The following is a 17,955-nucleotide window of genomic DNA, read 5'->3' as shown; positions in this document are numbered from 1 at the left end:
AAGAAGGAGCTACTATTTTATGAACACACGTGTCTTTAAGGACATTACCAAAGTACAACACAGGGCTTGGCTAGGTTTTACCACACGACAGGTCATCTTTGTCTTGCCTGCTATAGCTATTACGATTCTTATTTTAGGCTTAAACCTGATTTACTGGCAATTTGGGGATTGGTTTGTCTATGGTTTTGTTTTTACCGTTACCATCCCCCTTCTCTTATTTGGGGTCTATCGCCCCAATGACCTTCCCTTTGAAATTTATCTCAAGTACCGTGTTCATTATGAAATGACATATAGAGAACGTACCCTTACTGGACAGAAAGGAGTTTACCGTGACAAAACAAAAACACTTCATGAAACCAAAGACCTCTTCTAAGGGGAAAAAGACTAAAAGAGAAGTCTTACCCTCAACCGTCAATACCCTAGCCTATCAAGGGCTCTTTCCCAATGGCCTCATGCAGGTGACACCAGACTATTTCTCCCAAACCTATCTCTTAGGTGATGTCAATTACCAGACAGTTGGTTTAGAAGAGAAGGGAGCGATTATTGAAGGATATTCAGACTTAATCAACTCACTTGATGACAAGACTAACTTCCAATTAACCATTTTTAACAAGAAGGTTAATTTAGAGAAGTTTCGACAAGATGTCTTGTATCCCTACCATGAGGATGGCTTTGACACCTACCGTGAGGAGCTCAACCGTATTATGGAGAATAACCTAGAAGCAGGCGAAAATAACTTCTCTTCGATGAAGCTTATCTCCTTTGGCAAGTCAGACCAAAATCCCAAACTAGCTTATCGTTCCTTATCTCAAATTGGAGAGTATTTCAAGAGCGGTTTCTCTGAAATCGAAGCTAGCTTTCGTCTTTTGTCGGGGGAAGAACGGGTGAATCACTTGGCAGATATGTTGCGGGGAGAGAACCATCTGCCTTTTACTTATCAAGACCTAGTTTGGTCTGGACAAACCACCAAGTACTTTATTGCCCCAACCAGTCTTTCCTTTAAAAACAAGAACCATATAGAGATAAAAGATAGACTCCTTCAAATTGTCTATGTGAGGGATTATGGGATGGAGTTAGGGGACAAGTTTATCCGTGAGTTGATGCAGTCGGATTTGGAAGTGATGATGAGTCTCCATGCCAAAGGATCCGCCAAGTCAGAAGCCATGAAAAAACTAAGAACCAAAAAGACCCTCATGGAGTCACAAAAAATTGGGGAACAACAGAAGATGGCAAGAAGTGGCGTTTACCTCGAAAAAGTCAGTCAGGTGCTTGAAACCAATATTGATGAAGCAGATGAACTACTGAAAACCATGATGCAAACAGGCGATAAGCTCTTTGACACCCTCTTTTTGATTGGTGTTTTTGCGGATACCGAAGACCAAATGAAACATTCGCTTGACATCATCAAGCAAGTGGCAGGCTCAAATGACCTAGTGATTGACAATCTGACCTATATGCAAGAAGCTGCCTTTAACAGTCTATTACCCTTTGGCAAGAACTATTTAGAAGGCGTCTCTCGTTCTCTCTTGACCTCAAACATTGCGGTCAACTCTCCTTGGACCTCAGTAGATATACAGGATAAGGGAGGAAAGTTCTATGGGATTAATCAGATTTCAAGCAATATCATCACCATTGATCGTGGGAAATTGAACACGCCATCAGGCCTAATTCTAGGGACATCAGGAGCTGGAAAAGGAATGGCCACCAAGCATGAAATCATTTCGACCAAGCTGAGAGAAGTGAATGAGAACACAGAAATTATTGTGGTAGATCCCGAAGCAGAGTACAGTATCATCGGTCAAGCCTTTGGTGGAGAGAGTATTGATATTGCGCCTGACTCCACCACTTTCTTAAATGTTCTTGATTTATCAGATGAGAATATGGATGAAGATCCGGTCAAGGTCAAATCGGAATTTCTCCTATCCTTTATTGGAAAGCTCTTGGACCGTAAAATGGATGGTCGAGAAAAGTCCATTATTGACCGAGTAACACGCCTCACCTATAAGCACTTTGAAGAACCTTCCTTAGTCGAGTGGGTCTTTGTCCTCTCCAAACAACCTGAACAAGAAGCGAGAAATTTAGCCCTTGATATGGAGCTTTATGTGGAAGGCTCACTTGACATCTTCTCGCATAGAACCAACATCAAGACGGATAGTAATTTCCTCATTTACAATGTGAAAAAGCTGGGGGACGAATTGAAACAAATTGCCCTTATGGTGATTTTTGATCAGATTTGGAATCGGGTGGTTAAGAACCAGAAATTAGGGAAGAAAACCTGGATTTATTTTGATGAGATGCAGCTCCTCTTGCTTGACAAGTATGCCTCTGACTTCTTTTTTAAACTCTGGAGCCGAGTTCGGAAGTATGGGGCAACCCCAACGGGGATTACGCAGAATGTGGAGACTCTACTTCTTGATGTCAATGGCAGACGCATTATCGCTAATAGCGAGTTCATGATTCTTCTAAAACAAGCCAAGAACGACCGAGAAGAATTGGTTCACATGCTTGGCTTATCCAAAGAACTGGAAAAATACTTGGTCAACCCTGAAAAGGGAGCAGGTCTCATTAAGGCAGGCTCAACGGTTGTTCCCTTTAGAAATAAAATTCCACACCAAACCAAACTCTTTGACATCATGAGTACAGACCCAGAGAACATGAGGAGCTAAGATGAAAGAGGATAAAACCAAACTAAAACATGCTCGCACAACCTTTCAAAGTAGTCTCAAAGCAAGCCGTATCCATTACCGTAGAGAAAAGAAAGACTTACAAAAGACCCTTCCTAAGAGACGCTTTCTCATGAGACGAGCGGAAAAAGAGGAGAGGCGAGAAAAGAAAAAAGTTCTCAGCCAAGCCTTTCAAGAGGAAAAAGAAGCGACCACAGAGACCTTTCAGGAAGCTATCCGTTATGTCTCCCCTCAGTTTTTAAAAGTTAGGGAAATGAGAAAGTACCGCCTCCCTCAAGCCAGACAGCGCCTAGCAGTAGCGAGAAAACACTTGGCAGAAGTGAAGTTGGAGGAGAAGAAGATTATCAATCCTAAGTTTGCCTATCACCAAAACCAAGAAGTACCAGCCACATCACGATTTCAATTCAAGCGAGAAAAAACACTCAAAAGACTGGAAACTGAAAAAGAGCTAACTTCCGCTAAACATGAGATTAAGCACCTAAAAACGGCCTACAAAGCGAAGAAGGTTTCCACCAAAGTCAAACGAGGGTTGGGTTTTATTGCTTTAGAAGCTGTTCGAGGCGACCTTTATGACAATTCCATTCCAGGAGGAGGAGATGGGATGGGTTATGCCTATGGCCAATGTACGTGGGGAGTTGCGGCACGCATCAACCAATTAGGACTAAAACTCAAGGGCAGAAATGGAGAGAAAATCCCTATTATTAATACCATGGGGAATGGTCAAGATTGGGTGAGAACAGCAGCAAGTCTCGGTGGAGAGACAGGTGCAATACCGAAGGCAGGAGCCATACTCTCCTTTTCGGGAGGTAGTCATGGTTCTGATGCAGCATACGGGCATGTGGCGTTTTTGGAGAAAGTGTATCCAGACGGTTCATTTCTTATTTCAGAAACCAATGTCAATGGCAACCCCAACTACACCTTCCGTAGAATATCAGGTGTGGATAGTACACTCAGTTTTGCTTATACGACGAAATAAAGATGGCTGAACAAAGAAAAAAAGATGTGACAAAATCGTTAGTGTGAGTCATTGTTTATATAACGTAACCAAAAGACCCCTTGGTATTTCTACCAAGGGGTCTTTTTCGAGGAAAATATAAGATTGATATTCTCCAACGCTCATAAGAGCAATTCTATTTTCTACATTTATTCTAGTATATTTATAGTGAGATGTCAAGAAAAAGCACTAATTTATTTAAAAATGATAAGATGATTCTGTAAAAATAAATTTTTTCCAGTCTTTTAAATTGGGATTCCCCATTCTAGTTAGTAGACGAGAATTCAAATCAAAATCTGGCGATTTGAAACATTTATTGTTTCGATAAATAATTGCATTGATTTGTTTTTTTAGAGGCTTCGTACTTTCAAAATAATTAACAATTTGTAGAGCATCAAATAGAGATAAAACAGAAGATGGTGTTCCTGTTTCAGATGGTGTTAAGTTAAATAATGATACTAAGTTTGCATTTAATTTAATATACTTTGGAGATTGATAGCGATATACTAATGATCCATGAGCACAGAAATTTCGAAGTGATTTGATAATATCAAACATATTTAAAAACTCATTTCGATGAAAAAGCGGTATACTAAAGTCTTTCATTACCTTCTCTAGTACACTGGGTTTTAGGTAATGTAGTAAGCAGATGACCTCACCTAACGTCATTGTCTCAATTGCGACCCAGAAAGGCACTGCAACGTTAGGGTGATAAGTATACTTTGGAGTTTGACCTGTTCGAAAAGTTGTTATACCAAACTGACTAGTGTAACGCGAATCTGTATAAAATTGATAGTTAATATGATCATTTTCATTTATTAATTTTGTAAGATAAAAAGGTTTAAACAAAATAAAATTATCAAAATCAGAATAGATTCTTTTGTTTTGGTAGTTGACAAAGGGATAGTTGTTAGCAAACTGACTATTTATTGGATTTACATAATTTGATTTTAATGTATAGTTCATGGTGTCACTTATTGTTAAACAGTAAGTTTGTGTGAAGTGGTGGGCCACTGAATTTTTTAATTTTGATTCAATATTATCTAATATCTCCAGAATAGTAGCTGCTAATTTTTTATTAAATTTATAAATTGTAATAAAATCTTCCAAGGTTACTTTGTTGAACTGTTTGGGATTCTTGCTCGAAAGCAAAAGATTTTCCATGCCATTGAACAAATTAAAGTAATTATATTTTATGAGGGCATTATCGAGTTCTGTATCCTCAAATTGCAAGTTTCGATCATGTAATTTCTGTTTTAAGGATTCACGCCCTTCACTTTGTTTAATAGCCATGTGTTACTCCATATCAATAATATCTTATTTTTAAGTATACCATATTTTCTGTGTCATTTTGTCATTCTTCATTATTTAGGTTTGTTTTACACAAAAATTGGCTTGAAGTTCTGTGATACCAAAATCAATCCTTCTTTTTTATGATGGGGAAAGAGTGTCATCAAGTCTGACTTTATGTTTCTCCTAATTAAATGAAAGAAGGAATGTCTATGACCAACCAATGGACTTGGGAAATACGACAACTGCTCATGAAACAGCCCAACAATTGAATCAAGCAGAGGCAGATGCGGCGAAAGTGGATAGTACCATGAGTTTTGCTTATACGACGAAATAAACCACAAAATTTCTTAGAAATTTTTTCCTTTTTACTTGAAAAGAGACTTCAAATAGGTTATACTGGATGCGTAGATAACAAGAGTATTTACTAAGCGTTAAGCATTATTGGTCGGTTGGTTTGACTGGTGATGTTAGCTTTAGTAGGGTTGTGTGTGGACACCTCGAGCCAACAATGAAAACACTCGTTTAAAGGATTCGTAAGAATCCTTTTTTCGTAGAAAGGCTACTATGAATGGCGACTTATTAAAATTAGCTGCTAGAAATTTTGAACCCTTATTAAACAAGAAAATTACGATTAAACTTGGAAGAAAAGGTCAGAAAACTATTTTGGATATACTATTTTCAAAAGATCATTTCTTTCACTTAGCTGGACTTCATAAACTTAGTGATATACATTTTGAACACAAAAAATCATCTATGGTTTTTGATGATATTTTAGATAATAAGATTGAGTTTGGCTTGTTAGAATCTTCATCATTTTATGAAACTGAGGGAATTCAGTCACGTTTGGAAATTTTATCGAATCTGTATAGGGGTTTTTCACAACCCAAATTAGTCGTTCGGAAGGCCAAGAATTTTCCAATTAAAGGCAGTAGAATAAAATGGAGTTATTTAGTTGAATTTTACGCTGATGATATTCGCTTAGGAGAATTTTTCATTGATGAATATCGAAATGGTAATTCTAATGAATTTATTGGGGTGAGTATTTTTGAGAAATCTAAAAAAGATTACACAGTGAACCAAACGAAGTTTACAATACTTTCAATCTATGAAACAGATATTGTGTCAGGAAATATAGAGGTTCTTTTCACTAGAATGTAGTTCTCTTAGTATATATAATATCATGTTGTTATCGAATTGGGGCGTACTTGTTACGTCTGGGAGGGTCTGATGCGTCAGTCCTCCTATTTTATTTAAATCTATGTTTAGAAGTTATCGGTGATTGCGGTAGCTTCTTTTTTGTGATACCAAAATCAAGCCTTCTTTTTTATGATGGGAAAAGAGTGACAGATTGTTGCTACTTATCAAAAGAAAAGAAGGACTTTTTATGACCAAACAATGGAATCATCACTTTCTAGTCAATCAGGAAAAAGGCGAAAAGCACGTCTTCCGTAAAAGTAAAAAATACCACACGCTTTGTTCAGTTGCCCTTGGGACAGTGGTTACGGCTGTGGTTGCTTGGGGAGGCTCTGTCGCACAGGCTGATGAAGTGACAACCCCTCTGGAGACTACTATCCAGCGGACAGAAAATCCTGCTACCAATTTACCAGAAGCTCAACCAGATCCCGTTTCTGAACAGTCAGATATCTTAGCTTCAACTGGTCAATCAAGTGGAGCTATTACGGTTACGGTTCCTCACGATACGGTGACGGAAGCAGTAAACAAAGCAAAAGCAGAAGGTGTCAAAACTGTTCAGGACCAACCAACGGACTTGGGAAATACCACAACGGCTCATGAAACAAGTAAGCAATTGGATCAGGCAGAAGTGGATGCGGCGAAACAAGTTGAGGAGATTTCGAAGGTCACAGAAACCTACAAATCGGATGAAGCCACCTATGAACAGAACAAAGCCCGTATCGAAAAAGACAATGCTGAACTTGCCGCTGGTCACAAAGAGGCCAATCAAGTAGGCAATAACCTAAATCAGTCTGTTGATACCACCATTTCAGAATTGAAAGCACGATTCTCAGACGCTAATGTGACGGTTCGTACAGAAGAAGTGTCATCAGGAGATGGGACGGCTGTTTCAGGATATAAGGATTATACAGCCACTGTCACGACAATTGATAAGACCAATAAGGGAAATCTTGCGGACTATCTGACCAAGAAACAAGCCGCAGATGCTATTGTCGAAAACAACCTTGCCATTCAAAAGGAAAATGAAGCAGGACTGGCTAAGGCAAAAGCTGATAATGAAGCTATTACCAAACGAAATAAAGAAGGTCAACAGGCAGTTGATGATGAAAATAAGGCAGGTCAAGCCGCAGTTGACAAGGCAAACAAAGACAAAGAGAAACTAGTCACAGACCGTGCTAGTGAGATTGCCTCGATCACCAAGCGTAACCAAGAAAAAGAAGAAGCTGCTAAGAAAGAAAATGCAGCCATTGATGCTTATAATGCCAAAGAAAAGGAGCGTTACCAACGTGACTTGGCAGCTATTTCAAAAGGAGAAGAAGGCTATATCTCAGAAGCCTTGGTTCAAGCCCTCAATTTGAATAATGGGGAGCCCCAAGCTAAGCATAGTGCAGGGACTCGTAATCCTGACCGTATTATCGCAAGAGGCAATGCCATGCTTGGTGGGTACTCAAAGATTCTTGATTCGACAGGCTTCTTTGTCTATGACCATTTTCAGACTGGGGAAACCTTATCTTTTACCTATCAGAATTTACAGAATGCGAGCTTTGACGGCAAGAAAATTACCAAGGTTGCCTATGATATTACGAATATTATCTCCCCAACTGGCACAAATGCGGTGAAGTTGGTTGTGCCAAATGACCCAACAGAAGGCTTTATTGCTTACCGTAATGACGGAACAGGCAATTGGCGGACGGATAAGATGGAGTTCCGTGTCAAAGCCAAGTATTTCTTAGAAGATGGCAGTCAAGTCACCTTCACAAACGAAAAACCAGGTGTCTTTACCCATTCATCGCTCAACCACAATAATATTGGTCTTGAGTATGTGAAGGATTCATCAGGGAAATTTGTACCAATTCATGGGTCCAGTATTCAAGTGACCAATGAAGGCTTAGCCCGTTCTTTAGGAGCCAATCGTGCCAGTGATTTGAACCTACCAGAAGAATGGGACACAACTTCTAGTCGGTACGCTTATAAGGGAGCGATTGTCTCAACGGTGACTTCAGGCAATACCTACACGGTGACCTTTGGGCAAGGGGACATGCCTACACAGGTGGGAGGAAAGACCTATTGGTTTGCCTTAAATACCCTACCAGTCGCACGAACAGTAACCCCTTATCGTCCTAAACCCCATGTTAAAGTAGAGCTTGAGCCCGTTCCAGAACCGCTAACAGTTGAACCTGAGACCTATACCCCAAAAAGCTTTACCCCAGAGCCTCCTGTGACCTTTACGCCAAAACCGTTGAATAATGTGACTCAGCCCACCTTAACACTCACTAAGGTGACAGAGCCTACAAGACCAACCCCAAAACCCCTACCAAAAGCTCCACAAGTACCAACGGTTCATTACCATGGTTATCGTCTGACAACGACCCCTGCTATTATGAAAGAAGTAGTGAGTAGTGACCAAACCAATATCCATGACAAACAGGTCGCAAAGGATTCTACGGTTATCTATCCCCTCACGGTGGAAGCCTTCTCCCCAAATCGTGCAGAGACCACGAGTCTAATCTTTGAAGATTATTTACCCGCTGGGTATCGCTTTGACAAGGAAAGGACGCAGGCTGAAAATTCGGATTATGAGCTTGCCTTTGACGAGGATAAGAATGTTGTGACCTTGACTGCGAAAGAGGACTTACTTCAAGATGTCAATAATGACTTAACCAAGTCATATCATCTCGCTGCTCCAAAACTTTATGGTAGTGTACAACAGGATGGGGCGACCTATTCCAATAGTTATAAGCTCCTTGTTAATCAGGGGACTTCCAATGCCTATACTATTACTTCCAATATCGTAACGGTGCGTACTCCAGGTGATGGAGATACCACAAGCTATATTGAGCCCCATAAGGAGAATCAAAATGCGGACGGAGTCGTGATTAATAATACGGTGGTTGCACTTGGTACAACTAACCATTACCGTTTGACTTGGGATTTAGACCAATACAAGGGAGATACCTCTTCTAAAGAGACGATTACTAGAGGATTCTTTTATGTCGATGATTACCCAGAAGATGTGCTGGATTTAGTGGAGGATGGTGTGACAATCCAGACCCTTGATGGTAACGCTGTTTCAGGTATGACTGTGAAAGCCTATGCCTCACTTGAAGAAGCCCCGAAAGAATTACAAGAAAAGTTAGCTCACGCTCAGATTTCTCCTAGAGGTGCTTTTCAAGTCTATATGCCAGAGAACTCTCAAGCCTTCTATGACCAGTATGTCAAAACAGGAACCTCCTTACAGATTTTGACCAAAATGAGGGTGAAAGACAGTCTCTACGGTAAGACGACAAGCTACAAAAATAAGGCCTACCAAGTGGATTTCGGAAATGGCTACGAAACGGAAGAAGTGGTTAATAGGCTTGTGACCCCTGAACCTAAGAAACAAAATCTCAATAAAGACAAAGTAGACATCAATGGGAAAGCTATGTTAGTTGGTTCTCAAAACTTCTATACCTTGTCTTGGGACTTGGACCAGTACCAAGGTATTCAGGCAGATAAGAAACAGATTGAAAAAGGCTTCTACTTTGTCGATGACTATCCAGAAGAAGCTGTTTTGCCTGATACTCAGGCTATTCAGATAGTTGATCAGAACGGAAAAGCTGTTTCTGGTATTCGTGTCAATACTTATCAAACGGTATCAGAAGCTCCAAAAGCTCTTCAGGAAGCGTTTGGGAAACGCGGTATCACACCAAACGGTGCTTTTCAAGTCTTTATGGCAGAAGACCCACAAACCTTCTATGAGACCTATGTGACAACTGGTCAAAATTTGACCATTATCAATCCAATGACAGTTCGTGAAGATTTCTATAACTCAGGTAAGTCTTATGAAAATATCGGCTATCAAGTGGATTTTGGGATGGCTTATGAGACCAATACCGTGACCAATCATGTGCCACAAGTAAACCCCCATAAGTCCAATACCAATAAAGAAGGGGTGTCGATTGACGGTAAGACAGTGCTACCAAACACCGTCAATTACTACAAGATTGTTCTAGACTATAGCCAGTATAAGGATATGATGGTGACAGAAGATACTCTAGCTAAAGGCTTTTACATGGTGGATGACTACCTAGAAGAAGTTTTGACACTCAATCCAGATGGTATTCAGGTCATGGATAAGGCAGGAAATCTTGTCAAAGGACTTTCTGTAACAGCCTATGCAAGTCTTGAAGAAGCTCCGAAAGTAGTTCAAGAAGCCATGGCTAAACGTCAGTTTACACCAAAAGGAGCCATTCAAGTTCTAAGCGCTGATAATCCACAAGCCTTTTACGAGACATATGTTAAAACTGGTCAAACCTTAGTGGTGACGTTGCCGATGACCATTAAGAATGAACTGACAAAAACAGGCGGACAGTACGAGAATACGGCCTATCAAATTGATTTTGGAATGGCTTATGTGACAGAAACTATGGTCAATAATGTGCCGAAACTAGAGCCGCAAAAAGATGTGGTCATTGACTTGTCTCACAAAGAAGACAGTCTTGATGGTAAGGAAGTTACTTTGGGACAAGTCTTTAACTACCGTTTGGTTGGCTCCCTTATTCCAGCCAATCGAGCAATACCTCTTAGTGACTATCGCTTTAGCGATGATTACGATGAAGAGTACGATGCCTATAACGGTGTATACAAGGCTTACACCTTGGTCGATGTGACCTTAAAAGATGGAACAGTACTGAAATCAGGAACAGAAGTCACCAAGTACACTCTCCAAGAGGTGGATACACAGACCGGACAGGTCAACATTAGCTTTGATAAAACGTTCCTAGAGAGCTTATCAGATGAGTCAGAGTTCCAAGTAGATGTCTATCTCCAGATGAAGCGGATTGCGGCAGGACAGGTAGAAAATACCTATATTCATACGGTCAATGGGTATGCCATTAGCTCAAACACCGTTAAAACGACTACTCCTGAACCAGAGCCACCAACTCCGAATCAACCAACGCCCCCGCAACCACCTATCCAAACACAAGAACCACCGGTTCCAGCAAGTGTCTTACCAAATACAGGGGAGAGTCAATCGCTCTTGGCACTGGTTGGAGGAGGAATTCTTCTAGGCCTAGCTTATGGGCTTTCTAAACGGAACATGGAGGAAAACTAGATGGAACCAAAAACGATTTACACGCTAGATTCAGACCATGATGGCTTGCTAGACGCTCAGGAACTGGCTTTAGGGACTAATCCTTTTAGTTCTGATACCGATGGTGATGGCAAAACAGACCTTGAAGAAGTAGACCTAGGTAGTCATCCTATCCTACACCAACAAGAGGAGAAAAATTATGACCTGGACCTTTGACACGATGAGAGCCACTCTTTCTGAAATGGCAAGAGAAAACTATGAGGATATGGTCAAAGCCTTTCTAGCTATGGAGTTAAGTGTTCAGAATAAGTCACTCCTTAATCATCTCTATCAGGATTTTATGGCGGTGGATGATTTGTCTTTGGTCAGTGATGAGTTACGAGTAAGAGCGGAGCAGTATCGGGAAGTTCTGAAAGAGGAAATGACGGATTTGTTAGAGAAATTGTACCGAACAGGGGAAGGTTCTAGCTTCATTATGGAGACTATTACCTCTAACAGTATTTCTGACACTCTTGAGCACTATGATGTCTTAGAAGGAGAAGACTATTCAGCCCTAACCCTAGAAACCTTGCAGGACATGATCCAAAAGGATTTGTCTTTAACGAGTCAAGATTATTTTGGAGATGTGACCTACCTTGCTTTCCAAAAGGGCTTACTGGACCAGGCTAGTCCGTTTCTACAAGAATATGTGACACAGCTAGTAGACACCACACTTGAAACGAAAGACCAGAGGACCTTGGTCCTAGACTAAAGCAACGGGCTGAGAGATTCTCTTAGCCCGTTTTTGAATGGAGGTAAGAATGAATCAAGAACAATTATTACACATGTTGCGAGCAACCATTCCACGTGACAAAACGATGTTAGAAACCTTTTTACGTTACCAAGCCGAACATTTTGAGGAGGACTGGGACAGTCTTATTTTGAACTTTTTAACACACAAGGAAGATGTCAAAATACCTATTCAGGTAGTTTACTTTGAAACGGATGTCACAGCTTTTGTGAAAGCGAGTCCCTTTGAAGCTGCCCATGACTTGCTTACTTATACGCAAACTTTTGGCCAAGCTGGTTTAGAGAAACTCCCTCAATTGACGGCAGAGGAGAAAAATTTGGTGATTGAAGTCGCTCTTTTTAACCTTGCCACTCGTTTTCAACTTTTAGACCAAGAGGGAGCCTATCAGTCGATTTCCATTTCTTCTCTTTTAGAAAAAGGCTACGGCGCAAACCTAGTCAATGTGTACCGTGTGGCCAATAATCTGTCTGATCGAATCAGTCGGGATATTGAGCAGTTTCTACTCACCTATGAACCAGAAATTGTGGAAACTCCAAATGAGAATGATGAGGAAATAGAAGTTATTCAAGAGCAAGAGGTAGTCGTTACACCAGAGATTGCCTTTCGGGAAGAAGGTTTTGTCATAATCGCACGTCTCAACGAGGACCTGTCACAGCTGGATTTACGAACGGGTCAAACGGAACACTTACCAGCCTATCAGACTTTAAACTTAACTCAGAAGTTTGAGATATTGAGTCACTTTGACCATATTAGAAATAGCCGTCCCAAACTTCCAAACCTGAGACGCGGGGAGTTTGATGTTGAGATGGAAATGACACCTGTTTATGAAGGGGATACACTCCTGACTTATTTGGAAGCTGATGGAACAATCTATGAACTACAGCGCCCTCTCACGACCATTGAAGAAGCTGTCCTAGGTGAGATTGGACAAACAATTTTAACAGAGAATAGAGAAAGACTGATTAGTTTAGGCATTGCCTTAACAGACTTCGAACCCAGTCAGGTAGGGATTTTGTTAGACGCAGCTGGGCGTTTTCATTTGAAAAATGCGGACCTTGCCTTATTGGGAGGGTATCCAAAAGCAGATGTGACTCAATTAGCCCTTGCGACTGAACTCCTTCAAATGGGACTAACTCATGACAAGGTCGAATTTTTCTTGACCAGTCAGCTGGAATTAGAGGAAGTGCGATCCATTGCCTTTGCATTTTTACACGAACAATTAAGTTTGGTTCAAGCAAGAAGCTTTGAAGAGGCAAAACAGGCACAACCAGACCTCTTATTTAGAGAATGGAGAGAAAGTCTTCATCAGCCTGAATCCGAAATGATTCCCCCTTCACCAGAAGAGGATAATCCTCTGATTCAGAAAGTTCTTGACCTCTATCCCATTGGTTCAAGGGTCACCTACAAGGGACAGGATTTTAAGGTCTTAGCGATTGAGGACGCCAAGTTAAATGGCTTAATTCGGATTGAATTACAAAATGATTTTTCCTACATCATTGAACAAAATCCCGTCCTCTATTTACGGAATTTTGAAGAAATTACGAATGCTCTTCATGTGTCACACCAAGAAGTTAACCTAGAGGAAGAAGCTAAAGAATTAGACCTTTTTTCCTTTCTTGACGAAACCCCTATAAAAGCTAGTTCAAAAGAGATAGGGTTAGACTCACCATCCTTGAGTGAAGATAAGTTAGAGGAGGAATTGCAGGAAAGCCCTGAGGTGGTTAAGAGTGAAGTGATACCAGATGTTGTAGAGAGTTTTCCAGCTATTGATTTTCAATTCCCAGAAGATTTGACGGGATTTTACCCTAAGACAACAAGAGATAAGGTTGAAATGAATGTCGCGGCCATTCGTCTTTTAAAAAGGCTTGAAGGTGAACAGCGCCAAGCCACACCAAGTGAACAAGAACGATTGGCCAAATATGTCGGCTGGGGCGGACTGGCTAATGACTTCTTTGATGACTACAATCCTAAATTTTCGAAAGAGCGAGAGGAGTTGAAAGGCTTGGTATCTGACAAAGAGTATGCGGATATGAAACAATCTTCTTTGACTGCCTACTATACGGATCCTGCTCTGATTCGTCAGATGTGGGACAAGTTGGAACAAGATGGCTTTACAGGTGGTAAAATCCTAGACCCTTCGATGAGAACAGGGAATTTCTTTGCGGCCATGCCAACACATTTGAGAGAGGCAAGTGAGTTGTACGGTGTCGAGTTAGATACGATTACTGGGGCAATAGCCAAACACCTCCATCCGAATAGCCATATTGAAGTCAAAGGCTTTGAGACGGTTTCTTTTAATGATGATAGCTTTGACTTGGTCATCTCTAACGTTCCCTTTGCCAACATCCGTATCGCAGATAACACCTATGACAAGCCCTATATGATTCACGACTACTTTGTCAAAAAATCCCTTGATTTGGTCCATGATGGTGGGCAAGTGGCGATTATCTCCTCCACTGGAACCATGGATAAACGGACAGAAAACATCTTACAAGATATTCGTGAGACAACCGACTTTCTTGGTGGTGTGCGTTTACCAGATACCGCCTTTAAGGCCATTGCAGGAACGAGTGTCACAACGGACATGTTGTTCTTCCAGAAGCATATGGATAAGGGATATGTGGCAGATGATTTAGCTTTTTCAGGTTCTATTCGCTATGACAAGGATGATCGTATTTGGCTGAATCCTTACTTTGATGGGGACTACAATAGTCAGGTTCTTGGGACCTATGAGGTAAGAAACTTTAACGGTGGGACACTGTCTGTTAAAGGAACTTCTGATAATTTGCTAGCAGATGTTCAGACTGCTCTTAAACAGGTTAAAGCCCCTAGAGTGGTGGATAACTCTGACATCTTCATCACTCCTGATGTGATGAAAAAACAGGTCGTTGATACCTCGATTCCACCTGAAATCAGAGAGAGCCTAGAACGGTATAGTTTTGGCTATAAGGATTCGACCGTTTACTATCGTGATCACAAGGGCATTCGTATCGGAACTAAGACGGAAGAAATTAGCTACTATGTCGATGAAGAAGGCAACTTTAAAGCTTGGGATACCAAGCATTCCCAAAAACAAATTGATCGCTTTAATGACCTCGAAGTCACCGATAGCACTGCTCTTGATGTTTATGTGACCGAAGAAACCACCAAACGTGGGCGATTTAAGGGCTATTTCAAAAAGACGGTCTTTTATGAAGCCCCTTTGTCTGAAAAAGAAATAGCACGGATTAAGGGAATGGTGGACATTCGAAATGCTTACCAAGAGGTCATTGCCATTCAACGCTATTATGATTATGATAAGGAGACCTTTAACCACTTGTTAGGCAAACTCAATCGTACCTATGATAGCTTTGTCAAACGCTACGGGTATTTGAATAGCGCTGTGAACCGTAACCTCTTTGATAGTGATGACAAGTATTCACTTCTTGCTAGTTTGGAAGATGAAAGTCTGGATCCAAGTGGTAAGACAGTCATTTATACTAAGTCACTGGCCTTTGAAAAAGCTCTTGTCCGTCCTGAAAAAGAAGTGACAAAAGTTTCCACAGCTCTTGACGCATTGAATTCCAGTCTAGCAGATGGTCGTGGGGTGGATTTGGATTACATGATGTCGATTTACCAAATAGCGTCTAAAATTTCTCTCATTGAAGAATTAGGAGACGCTATTATTCCAGACCCAGAGAGGTTTTTACAAGATGGAGAAGTCGTTTATGTATCTCGTCAGGATTTCTTATCAGGTGATGTGGTGACGAAGTTAGACCTTGTGGACTTACTCATTAAAGAAGACAATTCTGATTTTCCTTGGCAACACTATCAACATCTCTTAGAAGAGATTAGGCCCCCACGTGTGACCTTAGCGGATATTGATTATCGGATTGGCTCACGCTGGATTCCCCTAGCCGTTTATGGGAAATTTGCCCAGGAAACCTTTATGGGAAAAGCCTTTGTTCTGACTGACCAAGAGGTGGCGACAGTTCTTGAAGTAAGTCCTCTTGATGGGGCAATCTCTTACCAGTCCAAGTTTTCCTATACCTATTCAAATGCGACTGATAGAAGTCTGGGTGTTCCGGGATCACGTTACGATAGTGGTCGAAAAATCTTTGAAAACCTCCTTAATTCCAATCAACCAACCATCACAAAGCAAGTGGAAGAAGGAGACAAGAAAAAGAATGTGACCGATGTCGAGAAAACAACGGTTCTTCGTGCCAAAGAAACCCAACTTCAAGAGCTTTTCCAAGACTTTGTGGCAAGGTATAGAGAAGTGCAACAGATGATTGAGGACACCTATAATAGCCTCTATAATCGCACAGTTTCTAAAGTTTATGACGGCAGTCATTTAGCCATTGACGGTCTCGCACAAAACATCTCCCTACGACCGCACCAACAAAATGCGATTCAACGCATTGTGGAGGAAAAACGAGCGCTCCTTGCCCATGAGGTAGGATCTGGAAAAACGCTCACCATGCTTGGGGCGGGCTTTAAACTAAAGGAACTCGGAATGGTCCATAAGCCCCTTTATGTTGTGCCATCTAGTCTAACTGCTCAGTTTGGTCAAGAAATCATGAAGTTCTTTCCAACCAAGAAGGTCTATGTGACCACTAAGAAAGATTTTGCGAAAGCGAGACGCAAGCAGTTTGTGTCACGGATCATCACAGGAGATTACGATGCCATTGTCATTGGGGATTCGCAGTTTGAAAAAATCCCTATGAGTCAGGAAAAGCAGGTCACTTATATTCAGGATAAGTTAGAGCAGTTAAGAGAAATCAAACAAGGGAGTGATAATAACTATACCGTTAAAGAAGCGGAGCGTTCGATTAAGGGCTTGGAACACCAACTGGAAGAACTCCAGAAGTTAGAGCGAGATACCTTTATTGAATTTGAAAATCTTGGTATTGACTTTCTCTTTGTGGACGAGGCGCATCATTTCAAAAATATCCGTCCGATTACTGGGCTAGGGAATGTTGCAGGAATTACCAATACCACCTCTAAAAAGAATGTGGATATGGAAATGAAGGTGAGACAGGTTCAAGGAGAACACGGCAATCGCAACGTTGTTTTTGCGACAGGTACACCAGTTTCAAACTCTATTAGCGAACTCTATACCATGATGAGCTACATTCAGCCCGATGTCATGGAACGATACCAGGTCTCTAATTTTGATTCATGGGTAGGGGCTTTTGGGAATATCGAAAATTCTATGGAACTAGCACCGACAGGGGATAAATACCAACCCAAGAAACGCTTTAAGAAGTTTGTGAACCTGCCTGAACTCATGCGGATTTACAAGGAAACAGCTGATATTCAAACCTCAGACATGCTTGATTTACCTGTTCCTGAAGCCAAGGTTATTGCGGTGGAAAGTGAGCTAACAGAAGCTCAGAAAGCCTATTTGAAAGAGTTGGTAGAGCGTTCAGACGCTATCAAATCAGGTAGTGTGGATCCAAGTAGAGATAACATGTTAAAGATAACTGGGGAAGCGAGAAAACTAGCCATTGACATGCGGTTGATTGACCCTGCTTATACCTTATCGGACAATCAGAAGATTCTTCAAGTAGTGGACAATGTGGAGCGCATTTACCGTGAGGGCAATCTTGAGAAAGCCACACAGATGATTTTCTCAGATATTGGAACGCCTAAGAGTAAGGAAGAAGGCTTTGACGTTTACAATGAATTGAAAGGCCTCTTAGTGGATAGAGGGATTCCAAAAGAAGAAATTGCTTTTGTCCATGACGCTAATACGGATGAAAAGAAAAACTCCTTATCAAGAAAAGTGAATAGTGGGGAAGTACGGATTCTCATGGCTTCAACTGAAAAAGGTGGCACTGGTCTAAACGTGCAATCACGCATGAAAGCAGTCCACCACCTGGATGTCCCCTGGGTGTGACTTGAAAGTCACATAGATAATTGTTTAACTAAATAAAGATTAAAC

The 17,955-nt window shown here is 41.1% G+C and carries 8 protein-coding genes and 1 pseudogene; 8 read left to right on the top strand and 1 reads right to left on the bottom strand.

Annotated elements, in window-relative coordinates:
* Nucleotides 1-19: 19 nt before the first annotated feature.
* The 3 genes and pseudogenes from ABPH35_RS03320 to ABPH35_RS10980 form a co-directional block, all read left to right on the top strand.
* Entirely contained in the window at nt 20-373 is a 354-nt protein-coding gene (locus ABPH35_RS03320; protein WP_349989322.1) for a PrgI family protein, read from the top strand.
* On the top strand, nt 330-2,666 hold the full coding sequence (locus ABPH35_RS03315; RefSeq protein WP_349989321.1) for a VirB4-like conjugal transfer ATPase, CD1110 family: 2,337 nt from the start codon (nt 330-332) through the stop codon (nt 2,664-2,666). Before ABPH35_RS03320 ends, ABPH35_RS03315 begins: the two co-directional genes overlap by 44 nt.
* A 559-nt stretch (nt 2,667-3,225) precedes the next feature.
* Nucleotides 3,226-3,660, top strand: a pseudogene (locus ABPH35_RS10980) (CHAP domain-containing protein); the annotation flags it as partial.
* Between the two features lie 216 nt (nt 3,661-3,876).
* Here ABPH35_RS10980 and ABPH35_RS03305 read toward each other — a convergent pair.
* Nucleotides 3,877-4,971, bottom strand: coding sequence for an Abi family protein (locus ABPH35_RS03305; RefSeq protein WP_349989319.1), 1,095 nt, complete (start codon nt 4,969-4,971; stop codon nt 3,877-3,879).
* Nucleotides 4,972-5,535: 564 nt separating this feature from the next.
* Here ABPH35_RS03305 and ABPH35_RS03300 point away from each other — a divergent pair.
* From ABPH35_RS03300 to ABPH35_RS03280, 5 genes are all read left to right on the top strand, one after another.
* Nucleotides 5,536-6,129, top strand: a complete 594-nt coding sequence (locus ABPH35_RS03300; RefSeq protein ID WP_349988816.1) for a PBECR4 domain-containing protein — start codon at nt 5,536-5,538, stop codon at nt 6,127-6,129.
* Between the two features lie 226 nt (nt 6,130-6,355).
* Nucleotides 6,356-11,260, top strand: a complete 4,905-nt coding sequence (locus ABPH35_RS03295; protein WP_349988817.1) for an SspB-related isopeptide-forming adhesin — start codon at nt 6,356-6,358, stop codon at nt 11,258-11,260.
* Nucleotides 11,261-11,455: a calcium-binding protein gene (locus ABPH35_RS03290; RefSeq protein ID WP_349988818.1), complete on the top strand. Its 195-nt coding sequence runs from the start codon at nt 11,261-11,263 to the stop codon at nt 11,453-11,455. It abuts the gene before it with no gap.
* The gene (locus tag ABPH35_RS03285) at nt 11,439-11,990 is read left to right on the top strand and encodes a hypothetical protein (RefSeq protein ID WP_349988819.1); all 552 of its coding nucleotides are present in this window, start codon (nt 11,439-11,441) and stop codon (nt 11,988-11,990) included. Before ABPH35_RS03290 ends, ABPH35_RS03285 begins: the two co-directional genes overlap by 17 nt.
* Before the next feature lie 49 nt (nt 11,991-12,039).
* Entirely contained in the window at nt 12,040-17,910 is a 5,871-nt protein-coding gene (locus tag ABPH35_RS03280; protein ID WP_368849595.1) for a DEAD/DEAH box helicase family protein, read from the top strand.
* Nucleotides 17,911-17,955 lie beyond the last annotated feature (45 nt).

Source organism: Streptococcus handemini (genome assembly GCF_040984445.1).
In the GTDB taxonomy this organism is placed as follows: Bacteria; Bacillota; Bacilli; order Lactobacillales; family Streptococcaceae; genus Streptococcus; species Streptococcus handemini.
The sequence above is the reverse complement of the archived record's forward strand: the minus strand, read 5'-3'. Positions and strand labels throughout refer to the sequence as shown.

What these genes read in the sequence shown, in the direction of transcription:
- ABPH35_RS03320 (WP_349989322.1), top strand. Translation starts at nt 20, where the DNA reads ATGAACACACGTGTCTTTAAGGACATTACCAAAGTACAACACAGGGCT.
- ABPH35_RS03305 (WP_349989319.1), bottom strand. Translation starts at nt 4,971, where the DNA reads ATGGCTATTAAACAAAGTGAAGGGCGTGAATCCTTAAAACAGAAATTA.
- ABPH35_RS03300 (WP_349988816.1), top strand. Translation starts at nt 5,536, where the DNA reads ATGAATGGCGACTTATTAAAATTAGCTGCTAGAAATTTTGAACCCTTA.
- ABPH35_RS03295 (WP_349988817.1), top strand. Translation starts at nt 6,356, where the DNA reads ATGACCAAACAATGGAATCATCACTTTCTAGTCAATCAGGAAAAAGGC.
- ABPH35_RS03290 (WP_349988818.1), top strand. Translation starts at nt 11,261, where the DNA reads ATGGAACCAAAAACGATTTACACGCTAGATTCAGACCATGATGGCTTG.
- ABPH35_RS03285 (WP_349988819.1), top strand. Translation starts at nt 11,439, where the DNA reads ATGACCTGGACCTTTGACACGATGAGAGCCACTCTTTCTGAAATGGCA.
- ABPH35_RS03280 (WP_368849595.1), top strand. Translation starts at nt 12,040, where the DNA reads ATGAATCAAGAACAATTATTACACATGTTGCGAGCAACCATTCCACGT.